This is a genomic window from Rhodococcus opacus B4, from assembly GCF_000010805.1.
GTDB lineage: Bacteria > Actinomycetota > Actinomycetes > Mycobacteriales > Mycobacteriaceae > Rhodococcus_F > Rhodococcus_F opacus_C.
Genome location: NC_012522.1, coordinates 1,667,035 through 1,681,212, shown reverse-complemented (window position 1 = coordinate 1,681,212; position 14,178 = coordinate 1,667,035). Strand labels below are relative to the sequence as shown.

16 protein-coding genes are annotated in these 14,178 nt (G+C 67.9%); 7 read left to right on the top strand and 9 right to left on the bottom strand.

Annotated features, from left to right (window positions below; all coding sequences use genetic code 11):
* Window positions 1–2: 2 nt before the first annotated feature.
* The gene (locus tag ROP_RS07790) at window positions 3–791 is read right to left on the bottom strand and encodes an amino acid ABC transporter substrate-binding protein (RefSeq protein ID WP_012688792.1); all 789 of its coding nucleotides are present in this window, start codon (window positions 789–791) and stop codon (window positions 3–5) included.
* Window positions 792–889: 98 nt separating this feature from the next.
* On the opposite strand from ROP_RS07790, the gene ROP_RS07785 reads away from it, so the two are divergent.
* A complete protein-coding gene (locus ROP_RS07785) occupies window positions 890–2,353 on the top strand; it encodes a SulP family inorganic anion transporter (RefSeq protein WP_012688791.1) in 1,464 nt (487 codons plus the stop codon).
* Here ROP_RS07785 and ROP_RS07780 read toward each other — a convergent pair.
* The gene (locus ROP_RS07780) at window positions 2,350–3,120 is read right to left on the bottom strand and encodes a deoxyribonuclease IV (RefSeq protein WP_012688790.1); all 771 of its coding nucleotides are present in this window, start codon (window positions 3,118–3,120) and stop codon (window positions 2,350–2,352) included. The two genes, ROP_RS07785 and ROP_RS07780, sit on opposite strands and share 4 nt — an antisense overlap.
* A gap of 199 nt (window positions 3,121–3,319) precedes the next feature.
* On the opposite strand from ROP_RS07780, the gene ROP_RS07775 reads away from it, so the two are divergent.
* Complete coding sequence (locus ROP_RS07775; RefSeq protein ID WP_012688789.1) at window positions 3,320–3,568, top strand: helix-turn-helix transcriptional regulator; 249 nt, start codon at window positions 3,320–3,322, stop codon at window positions 3,566–3,568.
* A complete protein-coding gene (locus tag ROP_RS07770) occupies window positions 3,568–4,803 on the top strand; it encodes a type II toxin-antitoxin system HipA family toxin (RefSeq protein WP_012688788.1) in 1,236 nt (411 codons plus the stop codon). The genes ROP_RS07775 and ROP_RS07770 overlap by 1 nt, the downstream gene beginning before the upstream one ends.
* A gap of 6 nt (window positions 4,804–4,809) precedes the next feature.
* On the opposite strand, the gene ROP_RS44025 is transcribed toward ROP_RS07770, so the two are convergent.
* Window positions 4,810–5,439, bottom strand: coding sequence for a hypothetical protein (locus ROP_RS44025; protein WP_012688787.1), 630 nt, complete (start codon window positions 5,437–5,439; stop codon window positions 4,810–4,812).
* A gap of 71 nt (window positions 5,440–5,510) precedes the next feature.
* Between ROP_RS44025 and ROP_RS07760 the strand changes: the two genes are divergently transcribed.
* Together ROP_RS07760 and ROP_RS07755 are read left to right on the top strand one after the other, a co-directional pair.
* Window positions 5,511–6,686 carry a hypothetical protein gene (locus tag ROP_RS07760; protein WP_012688786.1) on the top strand — a complete coding sequence of 392 codons (1,176 nt, stop codon included), beginning with the start codon at window positions 5,511–5,513 and terminating at the stop codon, window positions 6,684–6,686.
* Entirely contained in the window at window positions 6,683–7,096 is a 414-nt protein-coding gene (locus ROP_RS07755; RefSeq protein WP_012688785.1) for a PPOX class F420-dependent oxidoreductase, read from the top strand. Before ROP_RS07760 ends, ROP_RS07755 begins: the two co-directional genes overlap by 4 nt.
* Here the strand turns inward: ROP_RS07755 and ROP_RS07750 are convergent.
* Window positions 7,091–8,401 (bottom strand): HNH endonuclease, encoded by a 1,311-nt coding sequence (locus ROP_RS07750; RefSeq protein WP_012688784.1) that lies wholly within the window; start codon window positions 8,399–8,401, stop codon window positions 7,091–7,093. The genes ROP_RS07755 and ROP_RS07750 overlap by 6 nt on opposite strands.
* Window positions 8,402–8,513: 112 nt before the next feature.
* Here ROP_RS07750 and ROP_RS07745 point away from each other — a divergent pair, with 112 nt between their 5' ends.
* Window positions 8,514–9,125, top strand: a complete 612-nt coding sequence (locus tag ROP_RS07745) for a maleylpyruvate isomerase family mycothiol-dependent enzyme (protein WP_012688783.1) — start codon at window positions 8,514–8,516, stop codon at window positions 9,123–9,125.
* 6 nt (window positions 9,126–9,131) lie between these two features.
* On the opposite strand, the gene ROP_RS07740 is transcribed toward ROP_RS07745, so the two are convergent.
* The 4 genes from ROP_RS07740 to ROP_RS07725 are packed head-to-tail and all read right to left on the bottom strand — an operon-like array spanning window position 9,132 to window position 12,041.
* The gene (locus ROP_RS07740) at window positions 9,132–9,542 is read right to left on the bottom strand and encodes a hypothetical protein (RefSeq protein ID WP_012688782.1); all 411 of its coding nucleotides are present in this window, start codon (window positions 9,540–9,542) and stop codon (window positions 9,132–9,134) included.
* Window positions 9,543–9,576: 34 nt separating this feature from the next.
* On the bottom strand, window positions 9,577–10,389 hold the full coding sequence (locus tag ROP_RS07735; protein WP_012688781.1) for an SDR family NAD(P)-dependent oxidoreductase: 813 nt from the start codon (window positions 10,387–10,389) through the stop codon (window positions 9,577–9,579).
* 48 nt (window positions 10,390–10,437) lie between these two features.
* Window positions 10,438–11,229, bottom strand: a complete 792-nt coding sequence (locus ROP_RS07730) for an SDR family NAD(P)-dependent oxidoreductase (RefSeq protein ID WP_012688780.1) — start codon at window positions 11,227–11,229, stop codon at window positions 10,438–10,440.
* Between the two features lie 35 nt (window positions 11,230–11,264).
* Entirely contained in the window at window positions 11,265–12,041 is a 777-nt protein-coding gene (locus tag ROP_RS07725) for an SDR family oxidoreductase (protein WP_012688779.1), read from the bottom strand.
* Between the two features lie 224 nt (window positions 12,042–12,265).
* On the opposite strand from ROP_RS07725, the gene ROP_RS07720 reads away from it, so the two are divergent.
* Window positions 12,266–13,183 (top strand): tyrosine-protein phosphatase, encoded by a 918-nt coding sequence (locus ROP_RS07720; protein ID WP_043824388.1) that lies wholly within the window; start codon window positions 12,266–12,268, stop codon window positions 13,181–13,183.
* Between the two features lie 2 nt (window positions 13,184–13,185).
* Here ROP_RS07720 and ROP_RS07715 read toward each other — a convergent pair whose 3' ends face one another.
* Entirely contained in the window at window positions 13,186–14,133 is a 948-nt protein-coding gene (locus tag ROP_RS07715) for an aldo/keto reductase (RefSeq protein ID WP_012688777.1), read from the bottom strand.
* Between the last annotated feature and the right edge of the window lie 45 nt (window positions 14,134–14,178).

The following is a 14,178-nucleotide window of genomic DNA, read 5'->3' as shown; positions in this document are numbered from 1 at the left end:
TCTCAGTTGGTCGGTGCCGACACGTCGGTGCCGAAGTACTTCTGCGAGATCTGCGCGAGTGTGCCGTCGGCGCGCAGTTCGTCCAGGGCCTTGTCGATGTCGGGCATCAGGCCGCTGTCCTTGCGGGCGGCGAACGCCTGCTCGCTCGTGTCACCGGTCTCGGCGGCGATCTTCACCCCGGTGTCACCGGTCTGCTTCTGATATTCGGCGACGGCCAGATTGTCGTTGACGGTCGCATCGACCCGGCCGTCCTTCAACAGGGTGATGGCCTGCACGAAGCCCTCGACGGATTCGACGTTCGCGCCCGCGTCCCTGGCCACCTGCGCCCAGTTGCTCGTCGCCGACTGCGCCGTCGTCTTGCCGTTCAGGTCGGCGAGCGAGGTGATCGCGTTGTCGTCGGCCCGGGTGACGATCACACCCTCGGAGTAGGTGTACGGCGTCGACAGGTCGTACTTCTGGGTGCGTTCGTCGTTGACGGTCACCTGGTTGGCGACGAGGTCGTAACGTTTCGCCTCGAGGCCCGCGAAGATGGAGTCCCACGGGGTCTGCGTGAACTCGACGGACACGCCGAGTTTGTCCCCGACCGCGCGGATGACATCGACGTCGTACCCGGTGAGCTGACCGTCGGGACCCTGGTAGCTGAACGGTGTGTACGTGCCCTCGGTGCCGACCTTCAGGACGCCCGATTCGCGTACCTGGTCGATCACCGGACCCGAATCGGAGTTCCCGCACCCGGCCAGCGACAGTGCGGTCAGGACGGCGATCAGGGCGGCCGGAAGTGTGCGTCGCACGGCGTTCCTCCTCGTTCGGCGGATCAGCTAACCGTACTGGTCGAACGCGCCCCGGATAGGATCTTCGGGTCCCGTTCAGGAAGAAGGATCGTCAGCCCGTGCCCTCTCTCGCTCTCCGACGGCCGGTATGGCTGCATCCGAAAGTGTTTCGTATCGAGTCGTTGTCCGCGCTCGTCGTGGCGATGGCCCTCATCCCGGAGGCGTTGTCGTTCTCCATCATCGTGGGTGTCGATCCGCGGGTGGGCCTGTTCACCGCCGCGATCATGGCGATGACCATCGCGTTCACCGGCGGCCGCCCGGCGATGATCTCCGCGGCCACCGGCTCGGTGTCGCTGGTGCTGGCCCCGCTCATGGCGTCCCACGGGTTGCAGTACCTCATCGCGGCCGTCTTCCTCGGCGGTGCGATGCAGATCCTCCTCGCCGTCCTCGGGGTGGCGCGGCTCATGCGGTTCCTGCCCCGCAGCGTGATGGTCGGCTTCTGCAACGCACTGGGAATCCTCATCTTCGTGCACCAGTTCCCGTATCTGACGAACGTGCCGTGGGCGGTGTACGCGCTCCTCGCCGCCGGTCTCGTGCTGCTCGTGTGGATCCCGAAGCTGACCACGGCGGTGCCCGCCCCGCTGCTCGTGATCGTCGGTCTCACCGCGTTCACCGTCCTCGCCGGTGTCGCGGTGCCCACCGTCGGGGATCAGGGCGAACTGCCCGACGGCCTGCCGTCCCTGATCGGGTTGCCGGACGTTCCGCTCACGGTCGACACCCTGCGGATCATCGCCCCGTTCGCGCTGGCGATGGCCGTCGTCGGACTCCTCGAATCGTTGATGAGCGCCAAACTGGTGGACTCCGTCACCGACACGCATTCGGACAAGACGCGGGAGTCGTGGGGGCAGGGCGTCGCGAACATCGTGACGGGACTGTTCGGCGGGATGGGCGGGTGCGCCCTGATCGGGCAGACCATCATCAACGTCAAGACCGGTGGGGCTCGAACCCGGTTGTCGACGTTCCTGTCGGGTGCGTTTCTGCTGATTCTCGTGGTCGGTCTCGGCGACGTGGTGGGAACCATTCCGATGGCGGCGCTCGTCGCCGTGATGGTGCTGGTGGCCGCCACGACCTTCGACTGGCACAGCGTCCGCACACTCCGGCGGATGCCGCTGAGCGAGACTCTGGTGATGCTCAGTACCGTCGCGGGCACCCTCGCGACGGACAATCTCGCGATCGGTGTGGGTGTCGGGGTACTCGTTGCGATGGTGCTGTTCGCGCGCCGGGTGGCACACATGGTGGACGTGCGCGGCGAACGCGACGGCGACGTGAAGACGTACCGGGTGAGCGGCCAGCTCTTCTTCGCCTCGTCCAACGACCTCGTGTTCTCGTTCGACTACGCCGACGACCCGGGTCGCGTGGTCATCGATCTGTCGGGCGCCACCATCTGGGACGCCTCCACCGTGGCCGCACTCGACGGCATCACCACGAAGTACGCGAGCCGCGGCACCGACGTCACCGTGGAGGGTCTGAACCCGGTCAGCGAGGAGCGGTACCGCAGGCTGACCGGCCGGCTGGGCGACTAGCCGACCGTCTCCCGGAGATACGCGAGGTCGTCGGCCAGCCCTTCCGCCGGCGTCTCGAGGACGACGGGCGCGCCGGCGGTCCGCACGACCTCGGCGAGCAGTTCGGGGTCGATGGTTCCGTCGGCGAGGTTGGCGTGCCGGTCGCGGGCCGAGTCGAACTCGTCGCGGGAGTTGTTGAGGTGCACCAGGTCGATGCGGCCGGTGATGGCCTTGATGCGTTCGACGACCCCCACCAGATCCTCGCCGCCCGCCCAGGCATGGCAGGTGTCGAGGCAGAAGCCGGCGCCGAAGTCGCCGACCTCCTGCCACAGCCGGTCGATGGCGTCGAAGTGCCGTGCCATCGCGAAGTCGCCGCCGGCGGTGTTCTCGATGAGGATGGGGACGGGGAATCCGCCCTTGTCGGCCTGGCGTTCGAACAGTTTGCGCCAGTTGACGATCCCCGCGTTCACGTCCTCGCCGTCGCGGACGTGCCCGCCGTGGACCACCAGCCCGATCGCGCCGATGTCGGCGGCGGCCTGGGCCTGCTGCGCGACGGCGTTGCGGGAGGGCATCCGGAGCCGGTTGTTGAGGCTGGCCACGTTGATCACGTACGACGAGTGCACGACGACGTCGATCGGGCTGTCGCGGATCTCGTCCGTCCGCGGATGCGTCGGGGGCTTCTCCCATTTCTGCGGGTCCGTGAGGAACATCTGAATGACGTCGGCGCCGAGCCGTTCGCCGTATCCGATCGGATCTTCGTCCTGGCGGACGTGTGCTCCTATACGCATGTTCCCAGGGTAGGGGGTGGGTGCCGTGACGTTGTCTGTGCTTGCGATCGCAGGCGTAAGGGGGTGATTTCCTCTCCCTCCATCAACTCGAGCCTCTATGCTTGCGTTCGCAGTCATAGGGGTGGACTTCGAAGCAGAATCGGCGCACACTGGCGTTAAGCATCCGTCGACAAGCTTTGAGACGATCAAGGAGGCTTCCATGGCGACCCCACGCCGTCGCGAGCGGACCGAGACCGGCGGGATCTCCGACGGGTTCGTCGCTCGGCGACACCAACTCGGGCTGACGCAGGCGGAGCTCGCCGACCTGGCCGGGGTGTCGAGGTCGAGTGTGCAGTCGATCGAATCGGGCCGGGGCACCGTCCAACTGGACCTCGTCGACGCCGTCGCGGACGCGATGGGATGCCGTCTGGCGCTGCTCACTCGCTCGGGCGTGGAAGTGGTGCCCTGATGGTCGAGAACCTCAGCGGCGTCGACCGGGCCGACGTCTACAAAGGGGACCGCCTCGCCGGCAGCCTCGTGCGGGAGGGAGGGGACGTCGTCTTCCGCTACGACGCCGCGTACCTGCAGGATCCCGGCGCCCCGCAGGTCGCGTGGACGATCCCCACCTCCTCGACCGAAGTGCGCGCCAGCGGGGGCAGCGTCCCGCCGTTCTTCGCCGGTCTGCTCCCCGAGGGGATCCGGTTGCGGGGCGCGGTCGCGGCCACCAAGACGTCCGAGGACGATCACCTCACGATCCTGATGGCGGTCGGAGCCGACACGATCGGGGACGTGCGCGTCCTGCCCGCAGGAGTACCGCCGCCCGAAACCGCACCCGTGTTCGACCCCGACGCGATCGAGCGTTCGGACCTGCGGGCACTGTTCGAGCACATGTCGGGGCACGAGGCCGTGAAACTGGACCCCACGTCGCTACCCGGGGTGCAGGCGAAGGTGTCGGCCCAGATGTACTCGACGCCGATCGCGACCGAGAAGGGCCCCGCCATTCTCAAACTCTCACCCCCACAGGGCTACCCGCAATTGGTCGAGAACGAGCACTTCTTCATGGGGCTCGCCGCGCAGTGCGGTTTGCCCGTCGCCGACCACCAGCTGGTGCACGACGGCAAGGGAAATGCCGGCCTGCTCGTCGCGCGTTTCGACCGCAGGGTCGATTCGTCCGGCCGGGTCATCCGCACACCACAGGAGGATGCGTGCCAGGTGATGGGGATGTTCCCCGCCGCCAAATACCGGCTGAAGACCGAGGGTGTGATCACCGCACTCGCCGGCGTGTGTGAGCGCGGCGGCGGATCGGCACGGGTGGCCACCCTGGAACTGCTTCGGCTGGTGGCCTATTCGTACGCGATCGGCAACGGCGACCTGCACGGCAAGAACTTCTCGGTCCAACTCGCCGAATCGGGGTTGTGGAGCGTCACACCCGCGTACGACCTGCTCTGCACCCAGCCGTACCTCGGGTGGCGCGACCCGATGGCCCTCGACTTCTACGGCAAGGCGAACAAGCTGAACCGCAGGCACTTCGTCGAATCCGGGGGACGGCTCGGTGTTCCCGAACGTGCCGTCACCAGAATGCTCGACGGCGTCCGCAAGGGCATCGGGCGCGGCCTCGGGGAGATCGAGTCGATCGGCTTCACCGCCAAGGGGACCACGCTGCTGCGCACACTGATGGAACGACGCTCGGACGAACTGGGCTGAGTCGGCTCACCACACCCGGAACACGCTGTCCGAGAGCGTGAATCCGTGACCGGCCTCGCTGCGGCACGTCACCCCGGCCGACTCGTCGACGAGGCACGTCAGGTCGTTCACCTGCAACTCCCGTCCGTACGACAGTGCGGGCGCGGCCGATCCGTCGAGGGGGTAGAACCGCGGGTCGCCGGCGCTGGCGAACTGACCGGGGCGGCCGCCGGTGACCTCGATCGCGTTAGGAGTCACTGCGGTACCGGACGCGCCTGCCCCCGGGACCTTCGGCGCCGACTCCGGCATCGGGCCGTGACAGCCGGCGGTCGGGAGGTCGCCGCCCGTCAGGATCGCACAGTGGAACTTGGTGCTCGGCGTCGTGAAGTAATAACTCCCCGCCGCGCTGCCGGCGAACGCCTGCGGGTCGGCCGGGGCCGGGGTTGTTGTTGTTGTTGTTGTCGTGGTCGTCGTGGTGGTCGTTCTCGGTGCGGTCGTCACCGAAGGCGCGGGTGACATCGGTGCGGTCGTCACCGCAGATGTGGTGGCGGGTCCGGCGACGGCACCGTTCTGGGGGGATCCGTCGACCGCGCGACCGCAACCGGCCACCAGCAACGCCGTCGCGAACAGGAGCACCGCACGCACCGTCGGGGTCATGGGGGAGAGCTTAGAGCGCGCCGGTCGAAATTCTGGGACAGTGGTGATCAGCCGGTTGCCAGGAGGTCCCGATGTCGGAAAGCGCCCAGTACGAGGAGCGTCGTGCCCACATCTCCTTCCAGGTCCGCAACTGGTGCGAACGGTCCATGATCACGGGCACACACGCCCCGCTGTCGGACGCCGCCGCCGTGCTGATCGCCGCCGGGAGTCTCGACGCCCCCACTCGGCAGACACTCACGAACCGACGTCGCGCGGGGCGCACGATCCCGTCGATCGGCGGCTTCGGGGCGCTGCGCCTGCTGACGGACGAGTACACCCAGGTGGCGCGCCGCGCCGCCAGCCTGCGTCCCGGACCGGCGCAACTGCTGTTCAAATACCGTGCCACCGAACTGGGCCGCAAGGTGCAGTCGTATCGGTCCGCGGTGGTGATGTCGCCGGCGCACTACGGCAACGGAGTCCGGGCCATGCGCCGGGATCGACGCGAGGGTGTTCACCTGGATCTCGAACAGCGTGAGGCACTGTTCCGGGCACTGCAACGCACGCCGGCGCCGATCGCGGGCACCGCTCTCGAACGGGCCGGCAACTATGCCCGCGGCACCGCAGCGGAACGCCTCGGCCAGGTGGCCGAGAACACCCCGATGGCCGCGGTCGGACGACGCGTCGCCGACGCCATCGGCAGAGGTGCCGATCTCGACAACGACAGATTCGCCGACTCGTACGACACCCTCCTCTACCTTGCGGGGATGCTCTACGACAGGATCGACGGTTCCGAGGTGTGGCACTCGGAGCACTTCGCGGTCCAGCGTTACCAACTCGACCTCGCCGAAGAGCTGACGCAGATCGCCGTCGACACCGTTGCGCTGCGCGGAATCCGAATCGAACTCGACGAAGCGCTGCGCGCCACCCATTCCGACACGGCCCGTCAACAGGTCGAGGCCCGGCAGAACGCGCTGAAGCCGGTATGGGATCAACTGGTCGACCGCGTCGCCGCACTCGCACGAATCGGCGACCTGCTGTCCCGAGCCGAGGTGCAGCTGCGGTCCGTGCTGGCAGTCAACCGGGCGATGAGCCTCGACAGCCGCATCGACGAACTCATCTCACGTTCCGGCGACCGTGAGCTGTCGGCGGAGAACACCCATCACGTCGGCGATCAGTTCGGCGGGGTGGAGGAGCTGATGCTCACCTACCAGTCGGCGCTGTACGGAGACATCGCCGAACTCACAGCCTGGTCGGGTGGAAACAAGTGACATTCACTGCGCTGGGAGACGAATCGTTCGTCTCCCTCACCACGTTCCGCCGGTCCGGGGAGCCCGTGTCGACGCCGGTGTGGATCGCGCGTGACGGCGACGCTCTCATCGTCACCACTCCGGAGGAAAGTGGAAAGGTGAAGCGGCTACGCAACAACGGGAGCGTCGAACTTCGCCCGTGCTCTCGGCGAGGAAAGGTGGACGCTGGGGTCGACCCGGTTGCCGCAGTGGCCGAGATCGTCACCGACGAGTCCATCAGCCGAAGGATGGCCGGCACGATCCGGGACGCGTACGGACTGGAATACCGGATCGTCATGTTCGTCGAACGCGTCCTCGCGCGTCGGCAGAAGCCACGTGTGCTGTTGCGGATCACCCCGGTGACCGAGAGGGTAACCCCCACCACCTCATGACGCGCGCAGATGCGCCGGGTCCGGGAGCGGCGGCGCGGCCGAGCGGTAGTGGTGCCCGGTCGGGGTGCCCAGGTCGATGAGGTGGGTGCCGCCGGGGTTGTGTACCGGTCGGGCGGTCCATCCGTCGCCTTCCTTCGCGTAGTTGCACGCCTCGCACAGCCCGGACCCGTTGTCCACCGTCGTGGCACCGGATTCTCGGCGGGAGCGAATGTGGTCGTGATGCCGGATCGGCGCATCACACCACGGGGTGCGGCACGTGCGGTCCCGCAGGTCGATCAGCTGTCTCAGGCTCTTCGGGAACGTGCGCGACGGCGATTCCATCGCCGTCAACGCCCCCGACTGCGGGCACGAATACACCCGCCGCAACGACGTCTCCACGTCACCATCAACGGCGTCCGCCACCAGTCGCCGCGCGATCCCCGCCGGCACCGGCCCGAACCCCTGCAGCTGCGCGGCCTCGTGCCCGCCCGCCAGGAGTGTCTCGTCCGAGAGCACGAGGTTCACCGCCACCGGCACACCCGACGCCACTGATACTCCGGTGCCGCGTTCGAACAACAGGTCCACCATCAGCTGACTGCGGGTGCGACCACCACTGTTGCCGGTGGCGATCAGGCTGTCCGCATCCCGGCCGAGCGTCGCCTGCAAACACACCGCCTGCTCGACCGGCATCAGCACGCTCAGATACGCCATGGAATCCGGCGCCGGACGGGTCGTGACCCGACGGTCGGACACCGCCTTCCGATGCCGCCGCACCACGGACGCGGCGTCGAGTTCCACCGCCAACGCTTTCGCCTGCGCGATCAGACCGCGGTCCCCGACCCCGTCGAGAGTGGCCGGGTCCGAACACAACCGGCGGTCCACGTTTCCCCGATCCGCGGCCGACAGGCACGCCGTTTCGCGTACCAGCAACGTGGCGCGCCATTCGTTCAACCGGCCCGACCGCAACAGGGCGAGGGTATGGGGCATCTCGTGCACCAGAGCCTGCGCGAAACCGAGATGCCGGCCGCCACGGTTCGGGGATTCCCTGCGCGCCAACGCAATCTGCGACGCAATCCCGCGGCCCCACTCGGATCGCGGCAACCCCCGAGCCCTCCGATCCGCACGAATACTCGTCGCGACCCCGTCGGTGATCACCGCCTGCACCGCACACCCGACCGACTTCAACGACTCGATCGCATCGAGCCACTCGATCCCCAACCCGGCGTCCCCACCCGCCTCGACGCATCGCAGCCGCGCCGTGAACGCACGCAACTCATCCAGATCCGCCGCCATCACTTCCCCCACAACAACCTCCCCCAAGGTCATTCGAATGTATGTTCGACCATATCAATCATGTTCGACCAAGGCAATACTCGGGGGATTCGGTCTACGGTGGGCGTGGGAACTCTCGTCGAGAAAGATGTGGGGGCTGGGTGCGATGACCGGTGACGGCGATCTGCAGTGGGCGGTTGCGAACGAGTTCTCGGCCCTGGCCGATCTCCTCGACGGGATTTCGGATGCGGAATGGGACACGCCTTCGCTGTGCGAGGGCTGGCGGATTCGTGAAGTGGTCGCGCATGTCACCATGGCGGCGCGCTACCCGGAGGATCAGTTCATGGCGCGTCTGCGCGAGTGCGCGTTCGATTTCACCCGGCTGTCCAACGAGATAGCCCGTAGTGACGCCGAATTGGCGACGGCGGAACTCGTCGCCAACCTGCGCTCGGACATCATGCGCCGGTGGACTCCGCCGGGCGGCGGCTATCACGGCGCGCTCAACCATGTGGTGATCCACGGTCTCGACGCCACCGTGCCGCTCGGCGTTTCGGGACGAGTGCCGGAGGAGACGATGCGCGTCGTCCTCAACGATCTCACGGCGGGCGGTGGGCACTCGAATTTCGGCATCGACATCGAGGGACGCGGCCTGCGGGCGACGGACCTCGAGTGGTCGTACGGGTCGGGCGCCGAATTACGGGGAACGGGCGAGGATCTCGCACTGATGATCTGCGGCCGCACGCTGCCCGCAGGACGGGTCGAGGGCGAACCTTTGTAGTCCGGTTCAGATACCCGGAATGAAGCCCGGGTAGACGAAGTGTCCGGGACCTCCGCCGGGGAGGGTGGCGCCGAGCGATCCGGGGAAGTCCATGGACAACTTGACGAGTTTGTGTGGTTGACCGTTCTGATCGGCTTGCCAGCAGTCGAGCAGCACGCCGTGGAATCCGGTGCAGACGATGCGGTTGGCGGTTCCGAACGGCGAGGTGATCCGATTTGCGCTGACGAGCGGATTCCAATAGTCGAGATCGGTGGGGGTGAGGAAGTTCTGGTTGTCGAACGGCGCGACCGGGCTGGGCTCGGTGGGTACCGGCGGCCATTCGTCGGCGGCGGCCACACCGGCGCTCCCGAGAAGGGCGGCGGCGGCGACGGCCACGGTCGCGGTGAACTGTGCGAATCGGCGAGTAGCGGTAGTCATCTCCACCAGGCCACAGTAAACCGGTGGCCGATACTTACGTCCGCAAACCGGGATGGCGGCTGGCCAGGACGGGGACGAGGAGTTTGTTCGGCGCGAGGTGGGCGAACACGGAAGCGGCGCGATTCGCGAGGCCGGGGATGGCGATCATGTGCCCCTTGTCGAGGCCGTCGATTCCGGTCCTGGCCACGGATTCGGGGCTCTCCCACATGAAGCTGGGCAGTGCGGCTTCGGCGTCCTCCTTCGCGAAGCCGGCTGTCTCGCCGAATCCGGTGTCGACGGGTCCGGGGCAGAGGGCGGTCGCCGTGACGCCGGTGCCCTTCAGCTCGCCGGTGAGGCTCTCGGTGTAGGAAAGGACGAAGGCCTTGCCTGCGGCGTAGGCAGCTTGCCCGGGCAGCGGCTGGAACGCGGCCGTGGACGCGACGTTGAGGATCGCTCCCCGGCGCCGTTGCACCATGCCTGGCAGGGCGCGGCTGCACAGGTCGGCGACGGCCGTCACGTCGACCTCGATCATGTTCATCTCGGCGTCCGGGTCGGACGCGGCGACCGGGCCGAGCGTGGACAGGCCGGCGTTGTTGACGAGGATGTCCAGGGTCAGTCCGAGTTCGCCGACCCGGTCGAGCAGGGTCGCCCGGGCCGAGCGGTCGGAGAGATCGGCGCCCAGCACGTGCGCCCGACCGCCCGCGGCCCGCAGTTCGGTGGCCAGTTCCTCCAACTTCTCGGCCCGCCGGGCGACGAGCACGACCTGGTGGCCGCGGCGGCTGAGTTCACGGCTGAGGGCCGTGCCGATCCCGGACGAGGCTCCGGTGACGAGCGCGGTGCGATCGGCGGCAGGAGTGGGGAGACTCATGAGTCCAACGTACGTGCCGCCGCCGTCGCTGACGCACGGTTTGCCGGGTCAGGCGTGGGTGCCGCCGTCGATGCGGATCTCGGTTCCGGTGACGAATGCGCCGTCGTCGGAGGCGAGCATGGCGACGACTCCGGCGACCTGCTCGGGTCCGCCCATGGCCGCGCCACCCGATTCCAGGGTGGTGGGAAGGATGGGCGACAGCTTGGCGAACAGGCCCCAATCGGCGTCGGAAGGCACGTATCCGGACGTGGCGTCGGTGATTCCGGTCTTGATGCTGCCGGGGGCGACACCGACGGCGCGCAGACCCTGCTTGCCGTATTCGAGTGCCAGCGCGTGGGTGAACGACTGGATGCCGCCCTTGCTCGCGGCGTATGCGGCCATGTAGGGGTGCGCGAACGCGGCGGACGTGGAACTGAAGTTGACGACCACGCTGCGCTCGTTCCGCAGCAGTGCGGGCAGGCATTCGCGAACCATGAGGAAGGTGCCGGTGAGGTTGATCCCGATCACCTGATTCCACAGGTCCAGTGACGTCTCATGGGTGTGTGAGGCGCGGAGGATGCCCGCGGCGTTCACGAGCACGTCCAGTCCGCCCAGGTTCTCGACGCTGCGCTGCACACCGTCGACGACGGACGTCTCGTCGCCGATGTCGATGGCGGCGACGCTGAGGCGCCCCGCCGTGCCTGCCGCTTCGGCGAGTTCCGTGGTCCGCGCGAGACCGTCCTCGGACACGTCGGCCGCGACGACGGTGCCGCCTTCCTCGAGCAGGCGGAGGGCGGTGGCCTGGCCGATACCCGACGCAGCGCCGGTCACCAGGATCCGCCGGTTGTCGAATCGATTCATCGTCTGTGCTCCTCGTGTGGCTGTCGAATTCGATGTCATTGGCCCATGACGTATTTCACGGTCGGTCCGGCGGTCCAGCCGCCGTCGACGGCGAGTTCCGCTCCGGTGACGTACGTGGACGCGTCGGACAGCAGGAACCCGACGGCGCCGGCGATCTCGTCGGGTACTCCGACCCTCGCCATGGGGGTGTTCGGGTAGTTGCCCTCGCCCTGCTCGATTCCGAGGCCCGCGGTCATCGGGGTGTACGTCATGCCGGGGTGGACGGAGTTGACGCGGATCCGGTCGGTGCCCAGTTCCACGGCGGCGATCTTCGTGAGCCCGCGCACGCCCCACTTGGACGCGCCGTAGCCGGCGGTCAGGGCGAGTCCCATCAGCCCCGCGGCCGAGGAGATGTTGACGATCGATCCGCCGCCGGCGGCGCGCATCGGGCCGATCACGGCCTGCAGGCCGTTGAACACGCCCGTCAGGTTGATGTCGAGGACCGTCTGGAAGTGCTCGAGCGGTTCGTGCTCGATGTACTGGCCGGTGGAGATGCCCGCGTTGTTGACGAGGCCGTCGACGCGTCCGAAGTCGCTCGTCGCCACGTCGACCGCGGCCTGCCACTGCTGCGGGTCGGTGACGTCGAGGTGGCAGTATCGAGCCCGGTCACCGAGCTGGTCGACCGTCGCGCGGCCGTCGTCGTCAAGAACGTCGCCGACCACGACGCTGCCGCCCTCGTCGACGATGCGCTGCGCGAAGGCTGCTCCCAGCCCCCGCGCCGCCCCGGTCACGATCACAACCTTCCCCGCCAGTTGCTGTGCGGTCTCGGTCATCTCAGCTCACATCCTCGTCCTCGAAAAGTTCCGTTCGCCGGGCACCTCGCCTGCCGACGGCCCGAGTCTGCTGTGGGCGGCCCCCGTGGGAAACGGGTTCTCCCGGTGATCGGAACAACTCGTAGCCACGGGAAACGCCGGACCACTGTGATGTGGGTTACCCGCTGACGTTCCGGACATGCCGGACGGGCGGATCTCTCCGACAGACCATCGAAAGGCTTCCCATGTCTCGACGTGTCACTTCCACCGCCGCGGTGCTGATCACCGGCAGCGTCCTGTTCGCGGGTCTCGGCGCGCCGGCGCTCGCTTCGGCGGACCCGTTCTCGCTGCCCGGAATCAGCCTCCCGGATTTCGGTTCGTCCGATTTCGGGAGCGCGGGCCCGGTCGTCGAGACGCCGCGACTGGCGTCGGTCGACAACTTCCGCGACGTCGGCGGATCGGGCCGGGGGTACGCGACCGCCCGCGGGGGACACGTCACGCGAGGACTGTTCTACCGTTCGAACGCACTGGTCCCGAACGATCAGGATCTCGCCGTCCTCACCGGGCTCGGGCTGACCGCGGTGTACGACGTGCGGACCGTCGAAGAGGTGGCCGCGAAGCCCGACCGGCTCCCCGCCGGACCGCGGTATCTCGGCATCCCGATCCTGTCGGGTGACCTGGGTGCCGCTGTCGCACAGTTGAAGTCGCCCGCCGACGCCGTCGCGTTCATGCAGCAGATGAACCGCAGCTTCGTCGACGACGCGGCGACCCGGGCCGGGTTCGCGCAACTCCTGACATCACTGGCCGACACCGACGGACCGCAGATCTTCCACTGCACCGCGGGCAAGGATCGCACCGGCTGGGCGTCCGCACTGCTGCTGTCCATCGCCGGGGTTTCGCAGGACACCATCTTCGACGACTATCTGCTCACCAACGAATACACCGCCGCGTCGATGAAGGTCACGTACGACCAGATCGCCGCCAGCCGCGGCGAGGCGGTGGCGAAGATCTATCAGCCGCTGCTTGGCGTCGACCGCAGCTACCTCGAGGCCGGGCTCGGCCGGCTCACGGAGCAGTACGGCACGGTCGACCGCTACCTCACCGACGGGCTGGGTCTGAGTTCGGCGACGGTCGACCGGCTACGGAGCAAGCTGGTCGGCTGAGGTCAGGCCCCGATCGCGTCCGAGAGCGTCGTGAGCCGGCTGATCTCGGACGCGGTCAGCGTCACCGTCGGGGCGTCGAGCAGCGCGGGAAGCTGTTCGAGGCGGCTCGCACTCGCGATCGGTGCGGTGATGCCGGGCCGGGTCAGCAGCCACGCGAGGGCGATGGTGGAGATCTCCGCCGAGTGCGCGTCGGCGATCTCGGCGAGGGCGTCGACGACGGCGAGACCGGAGTCGGAGAAGTAGCGGGTCGCCATCCGCTGGCGGGGCTGACCGTCCAGGTCGGCCCGGGTGCGGTACTTGCCCGCGAGGAAACCCGCGGCGAGTGAGTAGTACGGGAAGACACCCAGTCCGTTCTCGGTCGCGAGCGCGGCCACCTCGGGTTCGTAGTCGTGGCGGTGCACCAGGTTGTAGTGCGGCTGGAGCGCGATCGGCGCGGCGAAACCGTGCTCGGCCGTCAGCGACAGCCACTCGCGGATGCGTTCGGGCGAGTAGTTGGAGATGGCGACGTGCCGGACGAGTCCGTCTCGGACCAGTTTGTCGAATGCGCCGAGCGTGTCGACGAGGGGAGTGTCGGCGTCGTCGAAGTGCGCGTAGTACACGTCGATGTAGTCGGTCTGCAGCCGCTTCAGGGACGCCTCCGCCGCTGCCCGCACGTTGGCGGGGGCCAGGCCCTTGAACTCCGGGTGCTGGCTGACCTTGGTGGCGATCACGATGTGGTCCCGGTTGTGGCGGGAGGCCATCCAGTTTCCGAGGACGGTCTCGGACTCGCCGCCGGAGTTGCCGTCGGCGAACGCCGAGTACGAGTCCGCCGTGTCGACGAAGTTGCCGCCGCCCGCGGCGAACGCGTCGAGGATGTCGAACGACGCCGGTTCGTCACTGGTCCAGCCGAAGGTGTTGCCACCGAGGGCCAGGGGAAAGATGTCCAGATCCGACGTGCCGATCGCGACCACGGGTGCTCCGTTTCTTGGTGTGCTGTCTTGGTGTGCGTTTGTGCG

What these genes read in the sequence shown, in the direction of transcription:
- ROP_RS07780 (WP_012688790.1), bottom strand. Translation starts at nt 3,120, where the DNA reads ATGCGTATAGGAGCACACGTCCGCCAGGACGAAGATCCGATCGGATAC.
- ROP_RS07775 (WP_012688789.1), top strand. Translation starts at nt 3,320, where the DNA reads ATGGCGACCCCACGCCGTCGCGAGCGGACCGAGACCGGCGGGATCTCC.
- ROP_RS07770 (WP_012688788.1), top strand. Translation starts at nt 3,568, where the DNA reads ATGGTCGAGAACCTCAGCGGCGTCGACCGGGCCGACGTCTACAAAGGG.
- ROP_RS44025 (WP_012688787.1), bottom strand. Translation starts at nt 5,439, where the DNA reads ATGACCCCGACGGTGCGTGCGGTGCTCCTGTTCGCGACGGCGTTGCTG.
- ROP_RS07760 (WP_012688786.1), top strand. Translation starts at nt 5,511, where the DNA reads ATGTCGGAAAGCGCCCAGTACGAGGAGCGTCGTGCCCACATCTCCTTC.
- ROP_RS07750 (WP_012688784.1), bottom strand. Translation starts at nt 8,401, where the DNA reads ATGACCTTGGGGGAGGTTGTTGTGGGGGAAGTGATGGCGGCGGATCTG.
- ROP_RS07745 (WP_012688783.1), top strand. Translation starts at nt 8,514, where the DNA reads ATGACCGGTGACGGCGATCTGCAGTGGGCGGTTGCGAACGAGTTCTCG.
- ROP_RS07740 (WP_012688782.1), bottom strand. Translation starts at nt 9,542, where the DNA reads ATGACTACCGCTACTCGCCGATTCGCACAGTTCACCGCGACCGTGGCC.
- ROP_RS07735 (WP_012688781.1), bottom strand. Translation starts at nt 10,389, where the DNA reads ATGAGTCTCCCCACTCCTGCCGCCGATCGCACCGCGCTCGTCACCGGA.
- ROP_RS07730 (WP_012688780.1), bottom strand. Translation starts at nt 11,229, where the DNA reads ATGAATCGATTCGACAACCGGCGGATCCTGGTGACCGGCGCTGCGTCG.
- ROP_RS07725 (WP_012688779.1), bottom strand. Translation starts at nt 12,041, where the DNA reads ATGACCGAGACCGCACAGCAACTGGCGGGGAAGGTTGTGATCGTGACC.
- ROP_RS07720 (WP_043824388.1), top strand. Translation starts at nt 12,266, where the DNA reads ATGTCTCGACGTGTCACTTCCACCGCCGCGGTGCTGATCACCGGCAGC.